This is a genomic window from Nitrosomonas sp. (assembly GCF_043753625.1).
Lineage (GTDB): Bacteria > Pseudomonadota > Gammaproteobacteria > Burkholderiales > Nitrosomonadaceae > Nitrosomonas.
Map to the genome: position 1 here is coordinate 1 of NZ_JAYUWI010000031.1, position 20,569 is coordinate 20,569.

Here is a 20,569-nt window from a genome sequence, read left to right on the forward strand (position 1 = left end):
CGTAAATGTCTTCGGGCGAAGTTTTATCTGTCACCGGTAAAGAACCGCCCGCAGCTTTTAAAATCTCTAGGATTTTATCGCCCAGATCTTTTGCGCCGAAACTGCCCAAAGGCTGAAGTGATAAATCGATCTTACCATCTTCCCGTACGTTTTTAATGTAACCTACCGTTCGCTGCCCGTAATAAATGTCTTGAAAAACTTCGTTCTACGAAACGCAAGGGCATCGTTTTGAGGCAAAAGTAAATCCCATTGTGTTACACAGTGCGGATAGTTATGCGCAGCAACTGGCCACCGAAGGCGCTGTCATTGCCAGTTTTGCCGCGCGCCGCGAAGCAGTCGCGTACCAGCTCGCTGTCGCGGCGGCGCAGGAACATCTCACGCTGATCGACGATGACGCGTTATTGGACGAAGTCACCGCATTGGTCGAACACCCCAACGTTCTGGTTGGCAAATTTGCTGTGGAATTTCTGCAAGTGCCGCAGGAATGCTTGATTCTGACCATGAAAGCGAATCAGAAATACTTCCCGTTGCTGGATGCACAGGGAAAATTGGCCAACAAATTCCTGCTGGTTTCCAATATCCGACCAACTGATCCCGGCTTGGTCATCGGCGGGAATGAACGAGTGGTTCGTTCCCGCCTGGCTGACGCCAAGTTTTTCTTTGATCAGGATCGCAAGAAAACGCTGGAATCGCGCGTGCCGGAATTGGACAAGGTGGTTTACCACAATAAGCTGGGCACGCAGGGTATGCGCATGCACTATGTTCGCGCTATTGCGAAAATGATCGGCGAGCTACTGGGTGGTGACGAACTGGCTAAGCAGGCTTATGAAGCCGCCACATTGGCCAAAGCGGATTTGCTGACCGATATGGTCGGCGAATTTCCGGAACTGCAAGGCATCATGGGGCGCTATTATGCGCAACACGAGGGCTTAAGCGACGATGTCGCGTTTGCCATCGAAGATCATTATAAACCGCGCTTTGCCGGTGATACGCTGCCGCGCAACCCTGTTGGTGTTTGTCTGGCGCTTGCGGACAAACTGGAAACCTTAGTGAATATGTTCAAGATTGGTGAAGTACCAACTGGCGACAAAGATCCATTTGCATTACGGCGACATGCGCTAGGAATTATAAGAATTTTAATCGAGAAAGATTTGTCACTCGAGTTAGACAAATTGGTGCAGCGAGTAATTGGAATAACTGAAGATGCAGATATTCCAGAAAAATGGGAAAGCCGTTCACCTGATTTTATGCTGGAGCAATACCATACCTTGTATCAAATACGTCAAGAGCTGTTAATATTCTTTTACGAGCGCCTTGCTGGCAGCTTGCGTGATCAAGGCTATACCGCCCAGGAAGTCGACGCCGTGCTCAGTTTGAATCCGCAGCAGCTCAGCGATATTCCCAAACGCCTTGCCGCCGTGCGTGCTTTTGCGGCATTGCCGGAAGCGGCTAGCCTGGCGGCCGCCAACAAACGGGTGGGCAATATTCTCAAAAAAACGGAAGGTAGTATCAGCGACACGGTGGATACCGGTTTATTACAAGAGCCTGCCGAGCAGGCGCTTTATCAGGCATTAACAGGGTTTTCTTCCAAAACCAAAGAAGCTTTCGATTCCGGAGATTACACAGCTTCGCTGCAAATCCTGGCCGCGCTGAAATCGCCGGTTGATACCTTTTTTGATCACGTGATGGTGAATGTTGAAGATGAGTCATTGCGCAAAAACCGCCTTGCCTTGCTGAAGCAGTTGCATCAGATCATGAATCAAATAGCCGATCTTTCTAAACTGGCATCTTAATATGAAACTGATCATCCTCGACCAAACCGGTGTGATTAATCAGAGCAGTGACGCATTTATCAAAACACCGGATGAGTGGATTCCCATTCCTGGCAGCCTGGATGCGATTGCCCGGCTGACGCATTCCGGTTATCGCGTGGTCATCGCCACCAATCAATCGGGTATTGGGCGCGGGTTGCTCGACATGGCAACTTACAATGCCATTAATGACAAAATGTACAAGGCGGTCAATCAAGCAGGCGGGCGCATTGATGCCATATTTTTTTGCCCGCATACCAACGCGGATAAATGTTCCTGCCGCAAACCGGAAACCGGTTTATTGGATGAAATCATGCAGCGCTATGGGGTTAATTTAAAGAATGCGCCGGCAGTCGGTGATTCATTAAAAGATCTACAAGCCGCCGCCGCAGTCGGTGCCATACCGATGCTGGTGCTGACCGGCAACGGGCAAACAACGCGCACCGCGAAAGAAATTCCCGCAGGGACGCAGATTTTTGAGAATCTGGCCGCCGTGGCCGACGCATTGGCTGGAGAGGAATGATAGTGGCAGTTTTACGTTCAGCACTGTATATGTTGCTGCAAATCATCATTACGCCACCGTATGCCTTGCTGACACTGGCCTGTTTCCCGTTATCGCCGCATAACCGCTATCGCGTGACTTCCAGCTGGACAATGATCATGCTGTTTCTGCTGCGTCACCTGTGCGGGATTCGCTATCAAATCATCGGCGCGGAAAATATCCCGAAAACGCCGAGCATCGTGATTTCCAAACACCAATCGGCCTGGGAAACGCTGGCTTTCCAGAAAATTTTTCCGCCGCAAGTGTGGGTACTGAAAAAAGAATTGCTGCGCATCCCATTTTTTGGCTGGGGATTGGCGATGACCAGCCCAATCGCGATCGACCGCAGCACCAAGAAAAAAGCCTTGGAACAAATCGTTGAGCAAGGCAAAGACCGGCTAAGCCAAGGATTCTGGATTGTGATATTTCCGGAAGGCACGCGCATCCCACCGGGGCAGCGCGGCAAATACCGCATTGGCGGCGCATGGCTGGCGACGCATACCAATGTGCCGGTAGTGCCGGTCGCGCATAATGCCGGCGAGTTGTGGGGGAGAAATTCTTTCGTCAAACACCCCGGCACTATCACCGTCAGTATCGGCGAACCGATCGACCCTACCGGAATGGAAGCCGGGGAATTGAATGCGAAAGTGGAAGCCTGGATTGAGGATGAAATGCTGAGTATCAGCAAGCAGAGCCAGCAGAAGCCATAAAAGTGTTCGCGCAAACCACTCTAAATGGCCGGGAAATTACTTACACACTCAAGCGTTGTAAGCGCAAATCCATCGGTTTAAAAATTGATAGTCATGGCTTGAGTATCAGCGTTCCATTACAAACCCCAATACCCAATGTTGAAAACATCCTGCGGGAAAAAGCGGATTGGATAACGAAAAAGCTCAAACATTGGGAAAGCAAGAAACATCTCGCATTAACCTGGACGAATGATGCCACGTACCCATTACTGGGTGAACCGTGGCGCATCGCGCTGAAACCATCGGGTGAAATACAAATGGCCTGCCAATCCGCTAATGCAGCGACATTGGCGGAGCAATTCACGGCGCAACTCAATCCCAATCAAATCGAAAAATTCGTGATGGCCTGGTATGGCCAGCAAGCCATCACCTGCTTCAAGCAGCGCATTGCGATCTACGCCCAAGCACTCAATCTGCCCGTACCCCCATTCCGCCTGTCGCGCGCCAAAACCCGCTGGGGCAGTTGCAACAGCCGCGGCATCATCCACCTGAACTGGCGCCTTATCCAGATGCCGCTGCATTTGGTCGATTACGTTGCGGCGCATGAACTATCGCATTTGATCGAGATGAATCACTCGGCGAGATTCTGGAAGTTGGTGGAAAGCGTTTATCCAGAGTATCTGATAGCTCGAAAGGAGCTCAAAGGATATAGTTAATTGCAGGTTAATCTGAGGCTATAGACAGGGAGACAGGCTAATAGATGATCCCATTGATCCAATGTGTGATTACACAAGAAACAATCGAACCTGCTCCTTAATAAAACGCTCAGACTTTCAGTTAAGGCTGGCTCCTAATTCTAGGCAAACGCTTTCTACAATGGCGGCCACTTCATGAAGAAAGGAATTGCGATCTGGCGACGGAGTTACGTCTGGTACCGGCGCGGCGCGCTCATATATCTGTTTCCCAATGATAGAGGCGCGAGCATAGCTTGAACCCCGGCCAGACTGGTTGAAGGCCATTTGCCACTCTGACATTCGCTCGCTCCGTACCCGACGGGTAGAGAGATCTAGTATTTTAGCCGAAAGCGCTTTAGCGAGCTCATCGAAGACTTGCTGCTTGTGTGCATCATCAATCGGTTCAATTGGATCCCATCGCAGAGGATTTTGCAATAGGACGTACAGCCGATCCTGTAGTTGCTTGCGAAGATCCGCGACGGGTTTGAGATTGTCGTACTCATCGCCAAACCCCGGCGTTCCGAGTCGCCTACTCAGTGCCCAAATGCGCTTCCAGTGCTCTTTGCTGACTCCTGATTTAGACGGAAGACCTAGCCGTGACCACCATATATCGTGGAAGCCCTCTGCGGCTTTCTGTACTGCGAAAGCCAGATTCATGCGGTCATAGATCGGTTTTGCATGTACAGGGACCGGTTTTTCAACGATTTTGTCGATAGTTGCCAGCAGTGACTGCATCTGGCTCATGGTGCGCTTTTGCGATTTCTTTGTGGCATCTAGGTGTTCGTCTATGCCGCCTACGAAGAAGCAGCCATCCTTCAGGCGGGCACGCAATGCTCTTTTTGCGAACGGCCCTAATTCTTCTCCAATTGCAGCCAAGACATTTTCGGCCGAGGCTAGGACATGTTGCTCCTTGGCGCTCGCGTTTGGTAAGTTGTCGCCTTTAACTTCATCGAAATGAGTGAATACGAGAAGGAGTTTACTGGCACTGCCGGATGTGATTATTTCTTTCATGGCGGCTACTGGGGCTGCCAGCATAGGGCTTGTAGCATTATCGACAAGAATGATCGCATCTGTGGATTCAATGCGCCGGATCATGGAAGTCGAAATAGTTACTACCGATTTCGGAGTGTGCAGTAATCCCTCGCCATCCAGCAAAACGAGTTTGGGTTGCTTGTCCTCATTCCATTCAGGAATGAATGGACCTGATACGCGAACCCCGTTGACCAAGGGTGTTAGTAACCTTCCGAAGCGCGGAGCATGATTACTAGAGAAGCATGTCACCGCCTTAATAAACGCGGCTCGGTTGTCAGTCTGCCATGACCAAGATTGAGGCCATCCTTGTTTATTGCGGCGGACTGTCCCTTCTTCATCTAGCAGTGAGAATCGTAGCTCGATCTCGTCCATCAGTTTGTCACTAACAAGATGGAATTCCTCATCTTCACGTAGTCGACGATCAAGTTCCTCCTCGAATAACTCATCGACTACGCGCTGATCTTTCTCGTCAATTGCACCCAGTTCCACTTTTAGTTGATCCCCGTGCCGTCTTGCAATATCCCGCAATACGGTGATGCACTCAGAAAGCAAAGTATTGGTGCTGTCCATGTTTATGGTTTGGTCAGACAAGCTCTCGCTGATGAATGTGGAGGCATAATTATCGTCCTCATCATCATCGTCATCCGATGTCAGCACTTGTGGGCCATTACCCAAAATGTAATTGAAGCGGAATCGCTGATTTACGTGCATCAAGAGCTTCCGTAAAATTTCGGTGTCTTTGTCCCCCCGGTATGCCGCAAGTACAGCCTCGGAAATGCATTCATTCAAATGTTCTCGTACTTCATCCACCGGAAAAAAAGTAACTGCAGCCCTGAATGGCCCAGTGTCGAGGACAACTTCTGTCTCATGCACAGTGGTCTTTGCCGACGATGTGGACGGAAATCTCTCGGTCTCTGGATCTGTTCCAATCAACTGCCTTAACAGTGTCGTTTTGCCTGCCCCGGTTGTTCCAAGGAGCAGTGCACGCCTGTAATCTGAATTTTGCGAGGTCGGCAGGGGGATAATCGACTCGCGAATGACTCCAAAGTCGTTCTCCTCGGGTTCCATGCCATGAAAGAATATCTCTACTACTCGGCGGTGAAAACGCTTTTCGGCATCACTCTTCGCAGACAAGTTCCAATATGAATCGTTTTCTAGCAACTGATTAAGTTGATCTTTCAGCTGATTGGCTTCAACCTCATCGGCAGTTCCGAGACCTTGTCGTACTCGCAATCCAACCTTACTCGTGTTTGGATCAATCCGAATCGGATGCCGAAAGATCACGGCCCATGCGTTCCGCCCCTGAGACCGGCTTAGTGCTGCTACAAATCGCTTTTTCATTTTTTTCTCCATCGTTGTTCTTGTGTTGTTCCGAAGCGCAGAATACTGGACTTTATTGCCAATGTCAAATAATATTTGAACAACTAAAGAACAACCATGTTAGAGGGACAGATGGCGTAGCATCACCATACTTTCATCATTCTCACCTATCTTAAATCTCGCGTTATTAGGCTGAGCCGAAGCCCAATCAAAGTAACATAAGATCACTCATATTTTACTTTAGGCGGTAAAAGCAAGGTAGGGCGCAATATTATTGCGCCGAGTGAGTCGCATCCCAAACAAACTAACATAAGATCATTTATATTTTACTTTTGGCGATGAAAGTAATATAAAGGATTTTATATGTTACTTTCCGCATACAAATGACATGACGATACATCTCGAGCAGTATCAATCCGGGCAATATCAAAAAGGCTATGAATACTGTTATTTTATGCCTTCCAGCATCAATGACGAATGGGTGTGGCAAGCGCCGCAGGTGAACCGGTTGCTGGAAAAGGCAGCTGTCAGACTCGGCGAACTCAATTCGTTTGCGCGCTTGGTGCCGAATATTAATCTGTTCATCCAATTGCATGTGACTAAGGAGGCGGTGGTTTCAAGCCGCATTGAGGGCACGCAAACCAACATGCGTGAGGCGGTGTTGCCGGAATCGGAAATCTTGCCCGAGCATCGCAATGATTGGCGCGAAGTGCAAAATTACAAACAAGCCCTGAATCAGGCGATCAACGATCTTAAAACATTGCCTTTGTCCTCAAGGCTATTGAAGCAAACACACGCTATTTTGTTGCAAAGTGTACGCGGTGAACACAAGATGCCTGGCGAATTCCGCACCAGTCAGAACTGGATAGGCGGTCACAGTTTGGCGGATGCCGCATTCATTCCGCCACATCATCAGCATGTGAATGATCTGATGGGAGATCTGGAGCATTTTTTGCACAACCAGGATATTCATGTTCCAGCGCTAATTCGTATCGCAATTGCGCATTATCAGTTTGAAACCATACATCCGTTTCTGGATGGCAACGGCCGTATCGGGCGTTTGCTCATTCCCTTGTTTCTGGTGAGCGAGGGAATTCTGGATAAACCGTTGCTTTATCTCTCAAGCTATTTTGAGAAGAACAAGGGGTTGTATTATGACAATTTGATGGTGGTGCGCGAGAAGAACGATATGTTGCAGTGGCTTAAGTATTTTCTGGTTGGGATAGAATTAACGGCGTCATTGGCCGTAAGTACCTTATCCAACATCATAACCTTAAAGGCAAAACTGGAACAGAATCTGCAGGTCAACTTTGGGCGCAGGGCCGCAAGCGCGCAGCTTTTGCTCAATGCCTTATTTATACAACCCGCTACTAGCGTTGATGCAGTCCAAAAAATATGTGACACCAGTTATAAGACTGCCAATGAACTGGTTGCTCAGATGTGCAAGCATGGAATTTTGCAGGAAATTACCGGGCAAACCCGTAATCGGGTGTTTATTTTTGCCGAATATTTGGCTATTTTTAGCGATTAAGTTACAGCTACTGAATCATCCACAGCCATGTGCGGGTTAGCGCAAGCGAATCATTCTGGTCAGTTGGGATTATCAGGCAGAACGCAATATTCCCGATTCGCTCAATTTGTTTTTCGAGAATGATATGATTTGCCACTATGAATGAATAAACAGTTGGAGAAATCATGCGCAAGTCTGAACCTGAATCCGGTTTGAATTTTAATCTGATCATGCCGGCCGCGTTATTGCTGGTTTTATTAGTCGTACCCTTTTCGGTCAATTCTTTTATGCATATGTTTTCAGCTAAAAAGCAGTTTATTAATACGCTGATGATGAAAATTCCGATTGACAGTGCTGCGATCACGATTCCGGTTACGGTCAAACAGTATGAGCCTTTTGATGTGGCTTTAAATCTGGAAACGAAAAAGTTTGCTAGGCTTCTGAATGAGATTGTTTCAATGTCGTCCGAAGGCACCGAAATCCAAGGGATTGTTGGCGTGGTGTCGCCCGACATGAAGGCTGAAATTGCCGGTGAGGATTTTGAGATTGATAAGCGGGGGCCGCAAGAGCAACTCTCCGCTTATCGCGGTACTGCAAACTGGCGTTGGCGTGTCACACCGGAATCATCGGGGTCTCAGGATTTAAAATTCCAGTTGCATCTCTTAACGCAAAATAATGGCCAGCAGAGCACCAAAATTCTGGATCTTGCCGAAGCGAGTTTTTCTGTTCAGGCGAATCCATCGGAATGGTTTAAACGTCATTGGCTCTGGGTTGTTTCACTGCTACTGGCGCCTGCCGCGACCATTTTTGGGTTGCGTCGTCGGCATGTGCGATAAAACCAGCCGCTGTGTTTGGAAATTTTTCTAAGCGGCTTGAAAAAGAACAAAAGATCCTTATATCGATAAACTGAAAGTGTAGTTTTTTGTAACTGTAAAAACGCCGCATTAAAGGTTTATTGGTTACAGGGTGTCTCTAAAAATTCAAAGTTCTAAACAACACGAGGCACGAGCAAAAAATGGTTACGCAGCATATGTTTGATATGTAAGGAAACATTTTTTATAAGTAACAAAGTGTTGTGACGAAATTTGGATTTTTAGAGATGCCCGACAGATTGAGTGAGGCGTTGCTGTTGTAGATACACAATGTGCTTTTTATAATCAATAAGGAGAAATTTATTATGGCCATTACACGTTATGAACCTTGGGGTTTGCTCAGTCAACTGCAAAGAGAATTAGAACGAAGCGGGGCTGAAGGTTCTACTGCAACTGCGGAATGGGCGCCTGCTGTTGATATCAAAGAAGAAGCTGACAAATTTGTTATCCATGCGGATATTCCTGGTGTTAAGCCGGAAGAAATAGATATCAGTATGGAAGACGGTGTGCTGACCATCAGAGGTGAAAAAAAATCGGAAGCGAAAACTGAGAAAGAGGGTTATAAGCGGGTTGAACGCACTTACGGTTCTTTTTACAGACGTTTCAGTTTGCCGGATACCGCCAATGCGGATGCGATATCAGCCGCTTCAAAACATGGTGTGCTGGAAGTAGTTATACCGAAGCGAGAAGCTGTGCAGCCGAAGAAAATTAGTGTAACAGCAGTACAGTAATCATCCGGGTATTATCAAATTTGATCTGTTTTATTGAATCAGCCAGACAAAATGGAGCCTGCGGGCTCCATTTTTATCAGAACTTGTTTTTGCCAAGCGCGATAAAGCATGACAGAATGTCTTCCGGTCACCTCTAAAATCCGAATTTCTTCACAATACTTTGTTACTTGCAAAGAATGTTTCCTTACCTATCAGCTATATGCTGCGGCGTCATTTTTACTCGTGTCTCGTGTTGTTTAGAACTTTGAATTTTTAGAAGCGCCCTTCCGTTTTCTTGAAGATCCCATAAATCCTAATTAACCAGCAGTTCCCTATTAAACTTCCCTAATGCCTCTTATTACACTGGAAAACGCCTGCTTGGCTTTTGGCCATCATGCCTTGCTCGACCACGCAGATTTGCAACTTGATCCGGGCGAGCGTGTGGGCTTGATCGGCAGAAATGGCGGGGGGAAATCGAGTCTACTGCGCGCCTTATCAAGCGAAATCAAACTGGATGACGGCAGGCTTTGGTGTGCGCCCAATTTAAAGCTGGCTTTTGTATCACAAGAACCCGTGCTGAATCCTGCCAATACGGTGTATCAAGAAGTTGCAAACGGTTTGGGGAAAATCAGTCAGGTATTGCTGGATTATCATGCGGTCTCTCATGCGTTAAGTGACAATACAGAAAACACGGAAGCATTATTGATTCGATTGCAAGATTTGCAAGGTGCATTGGAAGTTCAAGATGGGTGGAACTTGCAAGCAAAAATAGAAACGGTGATTGACAAGCTTAATTTGCCTACCGATACGCTCATTGCACACCTTTCGGGTGGTTTAAAAAAACGGGTGGCGTTGGCGCGTGCTTTGGTGATATCCCCGGATGTTTTATTACTGGATGAGCCAACTAACCATCTTGATTTCACTTCGATTGAATGGTTGGAAGGATTGCTGCAGGGTTTTTCTGGCAGTGTTTTGTTTATCACACATGATCGGCGTTTTTTGGATAATGTGGCGACAAGAATTATCGAGCTGGATCGCGGAAAACTGGCGACCTTCGCTGGGAAATTTACTGATTACCAGATAAAAAAAGCAGAAATTCTGGAAATTGAAGCTACCCATAATCAGAAATTTGATAAGGTTCTGGCACAGGAAGAAGTTTGGATACGTAAAGGAATTCAAGCGCGGCGCACGCGCAATGAAGGCCGGGTCAGAAATTTAGAAGCATTACGTTTGGAACGCGCGGCCAGAAGAGAAAAGATTGGTAAAGCCAATATCAATGTGGATGTGGGCGAACGCTCAGGTAAATTGGTCGCCGAACTGGAACACGTTAGTAAAAGTTATGGCGATAAAATTATTATCAATGATTTTTCCTGTCGCATTATGCGGGGTGATCGCGTAGGACTATTAGGGCCCAATGGCGCTGGAAAATCTACATTATTAAAATTAATTCTCGGTGAATTACAACCGGATTCCGGTGAAATTCAACAGGGCACCAAGCTAGCGGTCGCCTATTTTGACCAGATGCGTGAACAGTTGGATGAAGAAATGATTCTGACGGATACCATCAGCCAGGGCTCGGAGTTTGTGGAGATTAACGGTAAACGCAAACATGTCATCAGCTATCTGGAAGATTTCCTGTTCGCGCCACAGCGCGCCCGTTCTCCAGTCAAATCGCTTTCGGGTGGCGAACGTAATCGATTGTTGCTGGCTCGTTTATTTACACGCCCTGCCAATGTTCTCGTACTGGATGAGCCAACAAATGATTTGGATATTGAAACGCTCGAGCTGCTGGAAGCCTTGCTGCAGGACTATACCGGCACATTATTTCTGGTCAGTCACGATCGTGAGTTTCTTGATAATGTCGTCACACAAGTAATTGCATTTGAAGGAAATGGAAAATTGTGTGAATATATTGGTGGTTATGAAGATTGGATACGTGCAAAATATTTTGAAGATAATATCGGTCAGCAGAAAATATTATCGAAGCAGTCAGAAACTACACCAACCAGTATTCCTAAATCATCCGGGTTTTCACGAGCTAAGAAACTTAGTTATCAGGAAATGCGTGAGCTGGAAGCATTACCTGGTAAAATTGATAGCTTGGAACAAGAACAAGCAAATATTACCTTGCGTTTGAATGAACCAATTATTTATCGTGATTATCCGGACGAAGCAACAGCACTGCAAGCACGCTTTGCGACGATTGAAAAAGAACTGATAGACTGCATTGCAAGATGGGAAGAATTAGAATCAAAATCTGCCGCAAAAACGTAGCACTTATGACAGCATTTCCTTATAAACAACATGGACATGCTTACACTATTCATTGACCAAATCGAACACATCGTTTAAAGTTCAACTTTTGAGAGAGGGAGGCTTATATGAAACAAAAATCAGTTATGAATTTATTAATTGCCTTGAGTATGCTTTTAGCATTTTCTGGGGTAGCGCAATCGGCTGGAGATGCAGCAGCAGGAAAAACAAAAACTTCAATGTGTGAAGGTTGTCACGGAATTCCATTGTACAAAACAGCTTTCCCTTCCGCCTATCATGTTCCAAAGCTTGGTGGACAACACGCGGATTATATCGTTAAAGCGCTGGAAGGATACAAAAATGGTACACGCAGTCATCCTACTATGACAGCTCTGGTTAAAACGCTATCTCAACAAGATATAGAAGATGTTGCTGCTTATTATTCTAAAAATTAATTAAGTCATTAACGCAAGGAACGCATTATGAAGAACTATGTAATTGCCGCATTAAGCGGTGCAGCCTTGATACTATCCAGTCAAGTAGTGGCTGCTGATATTGAAGCAGGTAAAAGTAAAGCAGCTGAAGTTTGTGCTTCATGTCATGGCGCAGATGGTAATAGCCCTGTTCCAAATTTCCCCAAGATCGGTGGACAATATAGAACTTATTTGGAAAAAGCATTGCAAGATTACAAATCCGGCAGCCGGAAAGATCCAATTATGGCTGGCATGGCCGCAAGTTTGAGCGCAGCGGATATTGAGAATCTGGCTTTTTATTATTCAAGCCAATCTGGCAGCCTAAATTCAAACAAATAAACAGATCAATTTAGTTGTACCAGATTTAAGAGCGGGATAAACACTGACTGAAAGTCGGTTTTATCCCGTTCTTATTATTTTATTAGCTTGTTGAATTTAATTGTTTGTCTAAACAATCAAAGTAGATGGTAGCATCGGGCGCAGATTGATTGCGTTGTGCTTGCCATACCATTTCTGCTAAACATTCCATTACTTGGTGTGTGGCAGTATGCGCACTTCCTGTATTTGTCTGCAAGCGTGCAAATCGCTCACAGATCCCAATCGGCTGATTAATAGACAATTGTTCTTTGATCGCCACGTGCATGCTCATATGTAGAAATGGATTGGTATCGCCCATCTCGGGTGAATAGTCCTTATCCAGATACCGATCGGCATCATCCAGAATACCATGGTATTCAGGATGTAGCAGTATCACCTCCAATACAATCGTTTCAATACCGGATAATATTTCGTGCTGGCGGTATTTGCGCCATGTATCAAAAAATAATTGGCGTGCCTGTTCTCTGGATGGTTTAAACATAGCCTGATATCGGGGTTAAATCTTCTTGTCTTTAAATTCGCATAGATGATTAATTGTACATACAGCACATTCCGGTTTTCTGGCTTTACAAACGTACCGGCCGTGCAGAATCAGCCAGTGGTGTGCATCCAGACGGAATTCTTTGGGCACTACTTTAAGTAGTTTTAATTCTACCTCCAGCACATTCTTTCCGGGCGCAATACCCGTGCGATTGGCAATCCGGAAAATATGCGTATCTACGGCGATGGTTGGTTCACCAAAAGCGGTATTCAAAATCACATTTGCAGTTTTACGCCCGACACCGGGTAATTTCTCCAGTTGTTCGCGCGTGCGAGGTACTTCGCTAAGGTGTTGCTGCATGAGTAATTGGCAAGTTGCCAGAATATTTTTTGCCTTAGTTTTATATAATCCAATACTTTTAATAAATTCGGTCAAACCTGCTTCACCCAAGGCAAGAATTTTTTCCGGTGTGTTGGCCTTGGGGAATAATTTTCGTGTTGCCAGATTGACGCTTTTGTCGGTGGCTTGCGCCGAAAGAATGACAGCAATCAGCAGCTCAAACGGGGAGTGGTACTCCAGTTCAGTTGTTGGATGCGGATTTGCTAATTTCAGGCAAGCAAAAATTTCATGGCGCTTAGCGGAGTTCATGTGGTTTTATTGGTCAAATTATTTTTGACAGTCCGGGATCGTGCGACTATTGCCCGTTTTATTGCAGCTTGAACAATTGTCTGTTTGCGCGCTTCCGCTGCTGCACTGATTATTTCTGGCTGCACGGTATTTTTGTGTTGGAGTGGTTTTTTATTCGCTTGTTTTTCTCGTGCCAATCTCTGTAACCTGAATTCATATCGTGAGCGCGCAGCATCGGCAGCCTGTTTTTTAACCAAATCGGCTGGCAAATTGAGTGCGTCATCCATTTTCTCAGTCACCGGGATCAGACTGATGCAATCCATCGGGCAAGGCGCAATACATAATTCACATCCTGTACATTCTGCGGCGATCACTGTATGCATTTGTTTGGCGGCACCGACGATTGCATCGACAGGACAGGATTTGATACAAAACGTACAGCCGATACAAATACGCTCATCAATCCAGGCGGCCACTCTGGGTTTGGGTAAGCCATGCGATGTATTCAGTGGCTTGGGGGGTACGCCCAATAATTCTGCCAATTTGTGTATAGCTTCCGTATCTCCGGGCGGGCATTGATTGATATCGGCGCGGTCTTTCGCGATGGCTTCTGCATAGGGTTTGCATCCTGGGAAACCACATTTTCCACATTGGGTTTGCGGCAAAATGGCGTCTATTTTTTCTATAAGTTGCTGGCTCATCTAATACGCTAATGAATCGTTCTGTTTAGTTTTATCAGCGCAAACAGCCTGTGCAATTTCTTTGACCAAGTCAGGGCCATAATAAATCAGACCGGTATACAGTTGTATCAAACTTGCACCGGCTTCTATCTTGTCCTGTGCATCGCCCGCCGACATAATCCCGCCGACACCGATAATGGGTAAGGCGCCTTGCAGCAAGTGATGCAGTTGATGAACAATCGCGGTGGCGCGTTGCGTCAGTGGAGCGCCGCTCAAACCGCCACTTTCCTGTGCTACCGGCAAGTGCTCAATGCTAGTCCGTGAAATCGTTGTATTGGTTGCAATCACACCATCTATTTGATGCTTCATCAGTAATGCAGCAATCGATTCAATTTGTGCTAGCTCAAGATCAGGAGCAATTTTTACTACCATAGGCACGTATTTGCCATGTATTTGCGCGAGCTTGATTTGCTCGGATTTTAGTTCGCTTAACAAATGATCCAGCGCATCGGTGGCTTGTAATTGCCGCAAATTCTGCGTATTGGGCGATGAAATATTGACCGTGACATAACTGGCATAAGGATACACTTTCTGCAAGCCGATCCGGTAATCTTCCACCGCCTGCTCAAGCGGGGTATCGAAATTTTTGCCGATATTAATACCTAAAATGCCTTGATAGTCTGAGTGTTTGATATTTTCGATCAATTGATCCACGCCATGATTATTAAAACCCAACCGATTGATCACAGCATTCGCTTCGGGAATCCGAAAAATTCTTGGGGCCGGATTACCCGGTTGAGGTCGCGGTGTCACTGTGCCGATTTCAAGAAAACCAAATCCCAACGCAGCAAGCGCATCCAGATGCTCGCCATTCTTATCCAGCCCAGCGGCAAGGCCGACAGGATTGGGAAAATCCAATCCCATGATGTTGCGCGGCTGGCAAGCAATAGCAGTGTTTTTTAGTAATCCAAACTTTCTGATCTGCTCGATGGCGCTGAAAGTAATGCAATGAGCGGATTCAGGATCAAGTTTAAAAAGCAGCGGGCGAAGGAATGTGTAGAGCATAGGGAATTTTATCCTGAACGATTGCCGATTTGAGAAATTTTCATAAGAAACTGCTGCTGTCCAGCAATTGCCACTGACCGTTCGTCAAGACTTCCAGCGGTTGGAAATTGGCTTTATAGCGCATCTTTCGATTTTCTTTGATCCAATAACCCAGATACAGGTAAGTCAAGCCAAGTTTCCGGCATTGTTCAATCTGCCATAAGATGTTATAGGTACCAAAACTCGCATTGGCGACATCCGCATCGAAGAAAGTATAAACCGATGAAAGCCCGTCCGGCAGGACATCGACAATACTGACCATGCGCAGCTGATCTCCCTCATGGAACTCAATCAGCCTGGAATTTACATGGCTTTGTAATAAAAAACTGTGGTATTGCTCCCGGCAATCATGATCCATACCGCCACCCGCATGGCGTTTTATCTGATATTGTTGATAAAGTGCATAATGCACCGGCTTGTAATGCAATGGGAGCTGAATGGCTGTCAAATGCTGATGCTGTTTCCAAGTGCGGCGCTGTGTGCGATTGGGCGTAAAGCGATTCACGTTAACACGTACAGACAGACACGCACGACAATGCGCACAACTGGGGCGATAGGTATAAAGGCCGCTGCGGCGGAAACCAGCCTGTATCAAATTTCCATAAGTCTGATTATCAATGAGATACTCTGGCGCGGCTACTTCAGAGCATGCCAGTTCACCGGGTAAATAACTACAAGGATAGGTACTGGTGGTGTGAAATTTAATCACGGTATGCCCATTATTCAATTTGAACACGATCAAAGTGCCATTTGCTGCCGAGATTGGATCCGCTGATCAAGGTATTCAGCTTTTGACCGAATTCCACTCTTGAAATTTCCCGTGCACCCAAAGATGCCAGATGGCCGGTTTTAACCTGACAATCAATCAAGCCGTACTCCCAGCATTGTAATTGCTTTACCAGATGGACGAAGGCAATTTTCGAGGCATCCGGAACAAGAGAAAACATCGATTCACCAAAAAATACCTTACCTAACGATACGCCGTAGAGACCGCCAACCAGTACGCCATCCATCCAGGTTTCAATAGAGTGTGCCAGTCCCATTTCGTGCAGTATTGTATAAGCAACAACCATTTGCGGGTGTATCCATGTCCCTGCTTGTCCTTTGCGTGGCGCAGCACAAGCGTGCATAACCTGAGTAAAACTACAATCAGTACGAATCTGATAGTGGTCTTTTTTGAGTATCTTGCGTAAAGAGCGAGAAATTTTTAATTCATCAGGAAACAACACCATTCGCGGATCCGGACTCCACCAAAGTATCGGATCGTCTTCATTAAACCAGGGAAAAATGCCTCTGCTATAAGCCTCAAGCAGACGCTGTGGCGAAAGATCTCCGCCAACTGCTAATAATCCGTTGGGCTCGCTGAGTGCGTTCTCTACGGGTGGGAACGATGCACAGGTTCTACTGCCGGGGATCATAAATTTTCAAGTTATAGATATTGATTGATATTAGTTTGATATAGATCAAGGTTGCTATTTTAACGTTTAATTACCATCGGTTTCCGATTACAAACCTATAACCAGAATAATTAAGAAATATAAAGGAGACATAAGTGAGAAATCTTCTCGACAAAGTACGGCTGGCTTCCCGTATTGCTGCAGGCTCGTTCTTTTTGGCTGCTGTGATGGCGGCACCGCATGCTTTAGCGCATGATGTAGCTGCAGAGCGTATCAAGCAATTAGAACAAAGTCTGCAGGCCATTCAAGTTGAATTGCAAAGAATGAAATCTGAATCCGCTCAGGCTGCACAGAAGGTTAAAAGTATAGAACAAACTACTAGTCAGACAGAACAGAAAATAAATAGTCTTGAAGTGAGAAAGGCTGCGTTGGTAGAACGAGTAGATCCATTATCGGAACGCATCGGTTCGGATATAACAGAAAAAACCCGTATGCTGCACTTCCGTGGTGGTTTTGCACACATGATGAATCACCGAAACGGCGTATCCATACAAAGTCAAGTATCACCGGTTGGCGCGCAGGACCAACCTGATAAACAGGGTTGGTATGTGGGAGCAGGTATTGATTGGGGGCTGACCAGAGATATGTGGGGGTTTATGCCAAAAACGACAGTTTTTGCAGAACTGATGTTTGAGTATAAGCAATTCGGTGCGCATGTTCTGGGTAACGGTGCGGTAGGTAATGCGCCGAGTGTGCTAGCAGGCGGCGCAATAAATCCGATTAATGTAACGGTTAGCCAATTTACGGTATCCGCATCACCTAAAATCAAATTTTTCGAAGGTTCAAAAATTAGACCTTGGGTTATTCCTGCAGGTTTGGCAGTTCACGTCATGAGCCCGCCATCCGAGTCTATTACGGTTTTGGCACCTGGTGTTCAATTTGGCGCGGGTGTTGATTACAACATCTGGAAGGACTTTTTTGTCGGCATCGAGGGTCGCTATCACTTGACAGCCGGAAGGACAGATAACGTTAATTTGAGCGGTATGACTGCTGGCGGTTATGTTGGTATTGGATTCTAAAAATATTTAAATACTGAATGAGAGTGATGGTTTAACAGTAGTCTAATACACATAAATAGAAAATTTTTTAGTTTCTCATCGTTGTTTTTTAGTTCCGTTCACAGCCAGAAGAGTATGTATGTGTAACGAAGCCTTGGCACCTCGCTGGTTGTTTAGTGAGGTGTTTTTTTGTGGTTATGGCCGGGCTCTGTATGTTCCTATGCAGCAGTACGTTGCGGTATCAATGGAAATGTTCCTGATATGATGCTACTCCAGTATCACCGCGAGACCTAACCAGAGATACTGAGGTAGTATCCGATCAAATAATTGTAAAGTCTGCTGCTGTGATAGTAGGTATTCTCGTTTATCTCTCCGGGTTCAATACCCTGTTGCTTGCGGCGAGGTGCTTTATTGGCATCATCGTTTTTTTTGTAAGTGCCTGAACAATCCATCGATCCAACAAAATTGCAACGTAGTAGACAGATTCCTTGATCGCCACGATTATTTGCAAAACCATAAAATCAAGCGTGCAAGGTCGATTCATATTAGAATCGCGCTTCCTTCTGTTAAATTCTGAATCAAAAACATGCATCCAATGCTAACCATCGCGGTGAAAGCCGCGCGCCGTGCCGGTAGTATTATTAATCAGGCTTCACAAAATCTGGATTTGCTCAATGTGTCGAAAAAATCACACAGTGACTATGTCAGTGAAGTCGATGGCGCGGCTGAAGACGCCATTATCAAGGTTTTGCTAGCGGCTTATCCCGATCACGCGATTCTGGCGGAAGAAAGTGGTTGCCGGGGCGATGAAAAAAATTCAGAATATCAGTGGATTATTGATCCACTCGATGGCACGACCAATTTCCTGCATGGGTTTCCAAAATATTCGGTTTCCATTGCAGTCAAGCATAAAGGTGTGCTCAGTCATGCGGTGGTTTACGACCCAACCAATAATGAACTATTTACGGCTAGCCGGGGTGGTGGCGCCTTTCTGAATGACCGCCGGATTCGTGTTAGTAAACGTACCCGGCTTGAGGATTGCTTGATCGGTACGGGCATTCCATTTCGTGATTTGACGCACCTGGATGCTTATATTGCCATGTTGAAGGACATTATTCCGCGCACTGCGGGGATTCGCCGTCCGGGTTCTGCTGCGCTGGATTTGGCCTATGTGGCGAACGGGCGTTATGATGGTTTTTGGGAAATTGGCTTGGCGCCATGGGATATGGCAGCCGGTTGTCTGCTGATTACCGAAGCGGGCGGATTGGTCGGTGACCTGGAAGGCAATGAGACACAATTGGAAAGCGGGCAAATTATTGCTGGCAATCCAAAAATATTCGGGCAATTGCTGCAGGTGATTGCGCCCCACCTTACCCCTGCGCTGATCGAAGTGCAGCGAGCGGCAAGCTCTCAGTGATCGGATTCTTCCGGTTCTTCAAAAGGCAGGTCCTGATTCTTGTCGCTGGATTCAATCAAGGATTTCATCTCTTCCAGTGGTGGAAGTTCTTCTAGCGAGCGCAGATTCAGATCATCCAGAAAATGCTGCGTAGTGGCGAACAACTCCGGTTTTCCGGGTACATTACGATGCCCGATAGCTTCAATCCAGCCGCGTGCAAAGAGTGTTTTGAGCACCGAACTGGAAACACCCACACCGCGAATTTCTTCAATATCCCCCCGTGTCACGGGCTGGCGGTAGGCAATAATAGCGAGGGTTTCCAAGACCGCGCGGGAATAACGCGGTACCTTTTGCGGGGTCAATCGATCCAGATACGGCTGCATGTCCGCTTTGGTCTGGAACCGCCAGCCGCTTGCTACCGTGACCAGTTCAACGCCGCTGTCGCGCCATTTCTCGCGGATTTCTTCCAGTAATTTGGATAGCACGGCAGTACTCAATTCATTATTGAATAACTTTCTTAATTCGCTGATGGGCAAAGGATCTTGTGCCGCCAGCAATGCCGCTTCCAGAATCCGCCTAGTTTTCTCGGGATTCAGCGAATCCAATGGATCAGGCTGGTGAAGTGGCATCAATGGCGCAGACATAAATAATTCCAGAATCTTTAGCCTGAGAAATTTCCAGCAACAATTCCTTAGCCAGTTCCAGGATTGCCAAAAAAGTGACGACAACTTCAGCGACAGTCGCTGAAGGACTGAACAAGTCATAGAACTCAACCTGTTTGTGCCCGCGCAGATCGCGCAGCACCTGAGTCATATAGGCACGTACGGACAGGGTTTCACGTTTGATCTGATGATGGCGATTGACTTTGGCGCGAGTCAGAATGGCGACCCAGGCATGGTACAAATCATCCATGTGGATAGTGGGTAATTGTTCGACACTATTTCGTTCAATCCACACCTGAATGACGCTAAAGTCACGTTCAGCTTGTGGCAATTCATTGAGGCGTAATGCGGCTTTTTTCATTTGCTCGTATTCGAGTAAACGTCTTACCAGCTCAGCGCGCGGATCGTGTTCTTGTTCCGTTTCAGTCTTTGGATTGGGCAAAAGCATGCGTGATTTGATTTCAATCAGCAACGCGGTCATGAGCAGATATTCTGCCGCCAGTTCCAGTTGATCAACGCGCATTATTTCAACGTAGGCCATATATTGCAAAGTGAGCTCGGCCATCGGAATATCAAGAATTTCCAGATTATGTTTGCGGATCAGATATAACAGCAAGTCCAGCGGGCCCTGGAAAGTATCCAGGAAAATTTCGAGTGCGTCAGGGGGAATATACAAATCCTGCGGAATCTCCAGCAACGGTTCGCCGCAGATTTTAGCGAACGGTTGGGGTTCAACAGAATCGATATCGGAATTCACTGCTTGCTGCTATGGGAGTACTGATTAAGTCCTTCGACAAGCTTGTATGGTGTTTCTGGCTCCTTCTTGAGAGACTGGAAGGAG

General features: G+C 46.5%; 21 protein-coding genes and 1 pseudogene. 12 read left to right on the top strand and 10 right to left on the bottom strand.

Annotated features, from left to right (window positions below; translation table 11 throughout):
• Positions 1 to 109, bottom strand: a 109-nt coding sequence (locus tag ACH10T_RS03020; protein WP_394807871.1) for a hypothetical protein, incomplete at its 3' end; no start/stop codon positions are given.
• A gap of 103 nt (positions 110 to 212) precedes the next feature.
• Between ACH10T_RS03020 and glyS the strand changes: the two are divergent.
• The 4 genes and pseudogenes from glyS to ACH10T_RS03040 all read left to right on the top strand — a co-directional run.
• A pseudogene (glyS, locus tag ACH10T_RS03025) lies at positions 213 to 1,793 on the top strand (glycine--tRNA ligase subunit beta); the annotation flags it as partial.
• A 1-nt stretch (position 1,794) separates the two neighbouring features.
• Complete coding sequence (gmhB, locus tag ACH10T_RS03030; protein ID WP_394807851.1) at positions 1,795 to 2,334, top strand: D-glycero-beta-D-manno-heptose 1,7-bisphosphate 7-phosphatase; 540 nt, start codon at positions 1,795 to 1,797, stop codon at positions 2,332 to 2,334.
• A complete protein-coding gene (locus ACH10T_RS03035) occupies positions 2,331 to 3,062 on the top strand; it encodes a lysophospholipid acyltransferase family protein (protein WP_394807852.1) in 732 nt (243 codons plus the stop codon). The genes gmhB and ACH10T_RS03035 overlap by 4 nt, the downstream gene beginning before the upstream one ends.
• 2 nt (positions 3,063 to 3,064) lie before the next feature.
• Positions 3,065 to 3,757, top strand: a complete 693-nt coding sequence (locus ACH10T_RS03040) for a M48 family metallopeptidase (RefSeq protein ID WP_394807853.1) — start codon at positions 3,065 to 3,067, stop codon at positions 3,755 to 3,757.
• A gap of 117 nt (positions 3,758 to 3,874) precedes the next feature.
• Here ACH10T_RS03040 and ACH10T_RS03045 read toward each other — a convergent pair whose 3' ends face one another.
• Positions 3,875 to 6,148 carry a Rab family GTPase gene (locus ACH10T_RS03045; RefSeq protein WP_394807854.1) on the bottom strand — a complete coding sequence of 758 codons (2,274 nt, stop codon included), beginning with the start codon at positions 6,146 to 6,148 and terminating at the stop codon, positions 3,875 to 3,877.
• Between the two features lie 367 nt (positions 6,149 to 6,515).
• On the opposite strand from ACH10T_RS03045, the gene ACH10T_RS03050 reads away from it, so the two are divergent.
• The 6 genes from ACH10T_RS03050 to ACH10T_RS03075 all read left to right on the top strand — a co-directional run bounded on the left by ACH10T_RS03050 (position 6,516) and on the right by ACH10T_RS03075 (position 12,284).
• Positions 6,516 to 7,658 (top strand): Fic family protein, encoded by a 1,143-nt coding sequence (locus tag ACH10T_RS03050; RefSeq protein ID WP_394807855.1) that lies wholly within the window; start codon positions 6,516 to 6,518, stop codon positions 7,656 to 7,658.
• Between the two features lie 164 nt (positions 7,659 to 7,822).
• Complete coding sequence (locus ACH10T_RS03055; RefSeq protein WP_394807856.1) at positions 7,823 to 8,473, top strand: hypothetical protein; 651 nt, start codon at positions 7,823 to 7,825, stop codon at positions 8,471 to 8,473.
• 341 nt (positions 8,474 to 8,814) lie between these two features.
• Positions 8,815 to 9,240 carry an Hsp20/alpha crystallin family protein gene (locus ACH10T_RS03060; protein ID WP_394807857.1) on the top strand — a complete coding sequence of 142 codons (426 nt, stop codon included), beginning with the start codon at positions 8,815 to 8,817 and terminating at the stop codon, positions 9,238 to 9,240.
• Positions 9,241 to 9,567: 327 nt separating this feature from the next.
• Positions 9,568 to 11,493, top strand: coding sequence for an ATP-binding cassette domain-containing protein (locus ACH10T_RS03065; RefSeq protein WP_394807858.1), 1,926 nt, complete (start codon positions 9,568 to 9,570; stop codon positions 11,491 to 11,493).
• A 107-nt stretch (positions 11,494 to 11,600) separates the two neighbouring features.
• Positions 11,601 to 11,927 (top strand): c-type cytochrome, encoded by a 327-nt coding sequence (locus ACH10T_RS03070; protein ID WP_394807859.1) that lies wholly within the window; start codon positions 11,601 to 11,603, stop codon positions 11,925 to 11,927.
• Between the two features lie 27 nt (positions 11,928 to 11,954).
• The gene (locus tag ACH10T_RS03075) at positions 11,955 to 12,284 is read left to right on the top strand and encodes a c-type cytochrome (RefSeq protein WP_394807860.1); all 330 of its coding nucleotides are present in this window, start codon (positions 11,955 to 11,957) and stop codon (positions 12,282 to 12,284) included.
• 82 nt (positions 12,285 to 12,366) lie between these two features.
• Here the strand turns inward: ACH10T_RS03075 and ACH10T_RS03080 are convergent, their stop codons facing one another.
• From ACH10T_RS03080 to aat, 6 genes are read right to left on the bottom strand one after another with little or no spacing between them, the layout of a single operon-like run.
• Positions 12,367 to 12,804 carry a DUF1841 family protein gene (locus ACH10T_RS03080; protein WP_394807861.1) on the bottom strand — a complete coding sequence of 146 codons (438 nt, stop codon included), beginning with the start codon at positions 12,802 to 12,804 and terminating at the stop codon, positions 12,367 to 12,369.
• A 15-nt stretch (positions 12,805 to 12,819) separates the two neighbouring features.
• On the bottom strand, positions 12,820 to 13,452 hold the full coding sequence (nth, locus tag ACH10T_RS03085) for an endonuclease III (RefSeq protein WP_394807862.1): 633 nt from the start codon (positions 13,450 to 13,452) through the stop codon (positions 12,820 to 12,822).
• A complete protein-coding gene (rsxB, locus tag ACH10T_RS03090; protein ID WP_394807863.1) occupies positions 13,449 to 14,132 on the bottom strand; it encodes an electron transport complex subunit RsxB in 684 nt (227 codons plus the stop codon). The genes nth and rsxB overlap by 4 nt, the downstream gene beginning before the upstream one ends.
• On the bottom strand, positions 14,133 to 15,176 hold the full coding sequence (locus ACH10T_RS03095; RefSeq protein ID WP_394807864.1) for a quinone-dependent dihydroorotate dehydrogenase: 1,044 nt from the start codon (positions 15,174 to 15,176) through the stop codon (positions 14,133 to 14,135).
• A 40-nt stretch (positions 15,177 to 15,216) separates the two neighbouring features.
• A complete protein-coding gene (locus ACH10T_RS03100) occupies positions 15,217 to 15,951 on the bottom strand; it encodes an arginyltransferase (protein ID WP_394807865.1) in 735 nt (244 codons plus the stop codon).
• Positions 15,935 to 16,633, bottom strand: a complete 699-nt coding sequence (gene aat, locus ACH10T_RS03105) for a leucyl/phenylalanyl-tRNA--protein transferase (RefSeq protein WP_394807866.1) — start codon at positions 16,631 to 16,633, stop codon at positions 15,935 to 15,937. Before aat ends, ACH10T_RS03100 begins: the two co-directional genes overlap by 17 nt.
• A gap of 134 nt (positions 16,634 to 16,767) precedes the next feature.
• Between aat and ACH10T_RS03110 the strand changes: the two genes are divergently transcribed.
• Both ACH10T_RS03110 and ACH10T_RS03115 read left to right on the top strand, forming a co-directional pair.
• A complete protein-coding gene (locus ACH10T_RS03110) occupies positions 16,768 to 17,691 on the top strand; it encodes a porin family protein (RefSeq protein WP_394807867.1) in 924 nt (307 codons plus the stop codon).
• 565 nt (positions 17,692 to 18,256) lie between these two features.
• Positions 18,257 to 19,087: an inositol monophosphatase family protein gene (locus ACH10T_RS03115; RefSeq protein ID WP_394807868.1), complete on the top strand. Its 831-nt coding sequence runs from the start codon at positions 18,257 to 18,259 to the stop codon at positions 19,085 to 19,087.
• Here ACH10T_RS03115 and scpB read toward each other — a convergent pair.
• The gene (gene scpB / locus ACH10T_RS03120) at positions 19,081 to 19,710 is read right to left on the bottom strand and encodes an SMC-Scp complex subunit ScpB (RefSeq protein WP_394807869.1); all 630 of its coding nucleotides are present in this window, start codon (positions 19,708 to 19,710) and stop codon (positions 19,081 to 19,083) included. The genes ACH10T_RS03115 and scpB overlap by 7 nt on opposite strands.
• Entirely contained in the window at positions 19,676 to 20,485 is an 810-nt protein-coding gene (locus ACH10T_RS03125; RefSeq protein ID WP_394807870.1) for a segregation and condensation protein A, read from the bottom strand. The genes scpB and ACH10T_RS03125 overlap by 35 nt, the downstream gene beginning before the upstream one ends.
• Positions 20,486 to 20,569: the final 84 nt, after the last annotated feature.

Bases quoted from the DNA above. Each gene is read 5' to 3' on its own strand.
- gmhB (WP_394807851.1), top strand. From the start codon at position 1,795: ATGAAACTGATCATCCTCGACCAAACCGGTGTGATTAATCAGAGCAGT.
- ACH10T_RS03035 (WP_394807852.1), top strand. From the start codon at position 2,331: ATGATAGTGGCAGTTTTACGTTCAGCACTGTATATGTTGCTGCAAATC.
- ACH10T_RS03045 (WP_394807854.1), bottom strand. From the start codon at position 6,148: ATGAAAAAGCGATTTGTAGCAGCACTAAGCCGGTCTCAGGGGCGGAAC.
- ACH10T_RS03050 (WP_394807855.1), top strand. From the start codon at position 6,516: ATGACGATACATCTCGAGCAGTATCAATCCGGGCAATATCAAAAAGGC.
- ACH10T_RS03055 (WP_394807856.1), top strand. From the start codon at position 7,823: ATGCGCAAGTCTGAACCTGAATCCGGTTTGAATTTTAATCTGATCATG.
- ACH10T_RS03060 (WP_394807857.1), top strand. From the start codon at position 8,815: ATGGCCATTACACGTTATGAACCTTGGGGTTTGCTCAGTCAACTGCAA.
- ACH10T_RS03065 (WP_394807858.1), top strand. From the start codon at position 9,568: ATGCCTCTTATTACACTGGAAAACGCCTGCTTGGCTTTTGGCCATCAT.
- ACH10T_RS03070 (WP_394807859.1), top strand. From the start codon at position 11,601: ATGAAACAAAAATCAGTTATGAATTTATTAATTGCCTTGAGTATGCTT.
- ACH10T_RS03075 (WP_394807860.1), top strand. From the start codon at position 11,955: ATGAAGAACTATGTAATTGCCGCATTAAGCGGTGCAGCCTTGATACTA.
- ACH10T_RS03080 (WP_394807861.1), bottom strand. From the start codon at position 12,804: ATGTTTAAACCATCCAGAGAACAGGCACGCCAATTATTTTTTGATACA.
- nth (WP_394807862.1), bottom strand. From the start codon at position 13,452: ATGAACTCCGCTAAGCGCCATGAAATTTTTGCTTGCCTGAAATTAGCA.
- rsxB (WP_394807863.1), bottom strand. From the start codon at position 14,132: ATGAGCCAGCAACTTATAGAAAAAATAGACGCCATTTTGCCGCAAACC.
- ACH10T_RS03095 (WP_394807864.1), bottom strand. From the start codon at position 15,176: ATGCTCTACACATTCCTTCGCCCGCTGCTTTTTAAACTTGATCCTGAA.
- aat (WP_394807866.1), bottom strand. From the start codon at position 16,633: ATGATCCCCGGCAGTAGAACCTGTGCATCGTTCCCACCCGTAGAGAAC.
- ACH10T_RS03115 (WP_394807868.1), top strand. From the start codon at position 18,257: ATGCATCCAATGCTAACCATCGCGGTGAAAGCCGCGCGCCGTGCCGGT.
- scpB (WP_394807869.1), bottom strand. From the start codon at position 19,710: ATGTCTGCGCCATTGATGCCACTTCACCAGCCTGATCCATTGGATTCG.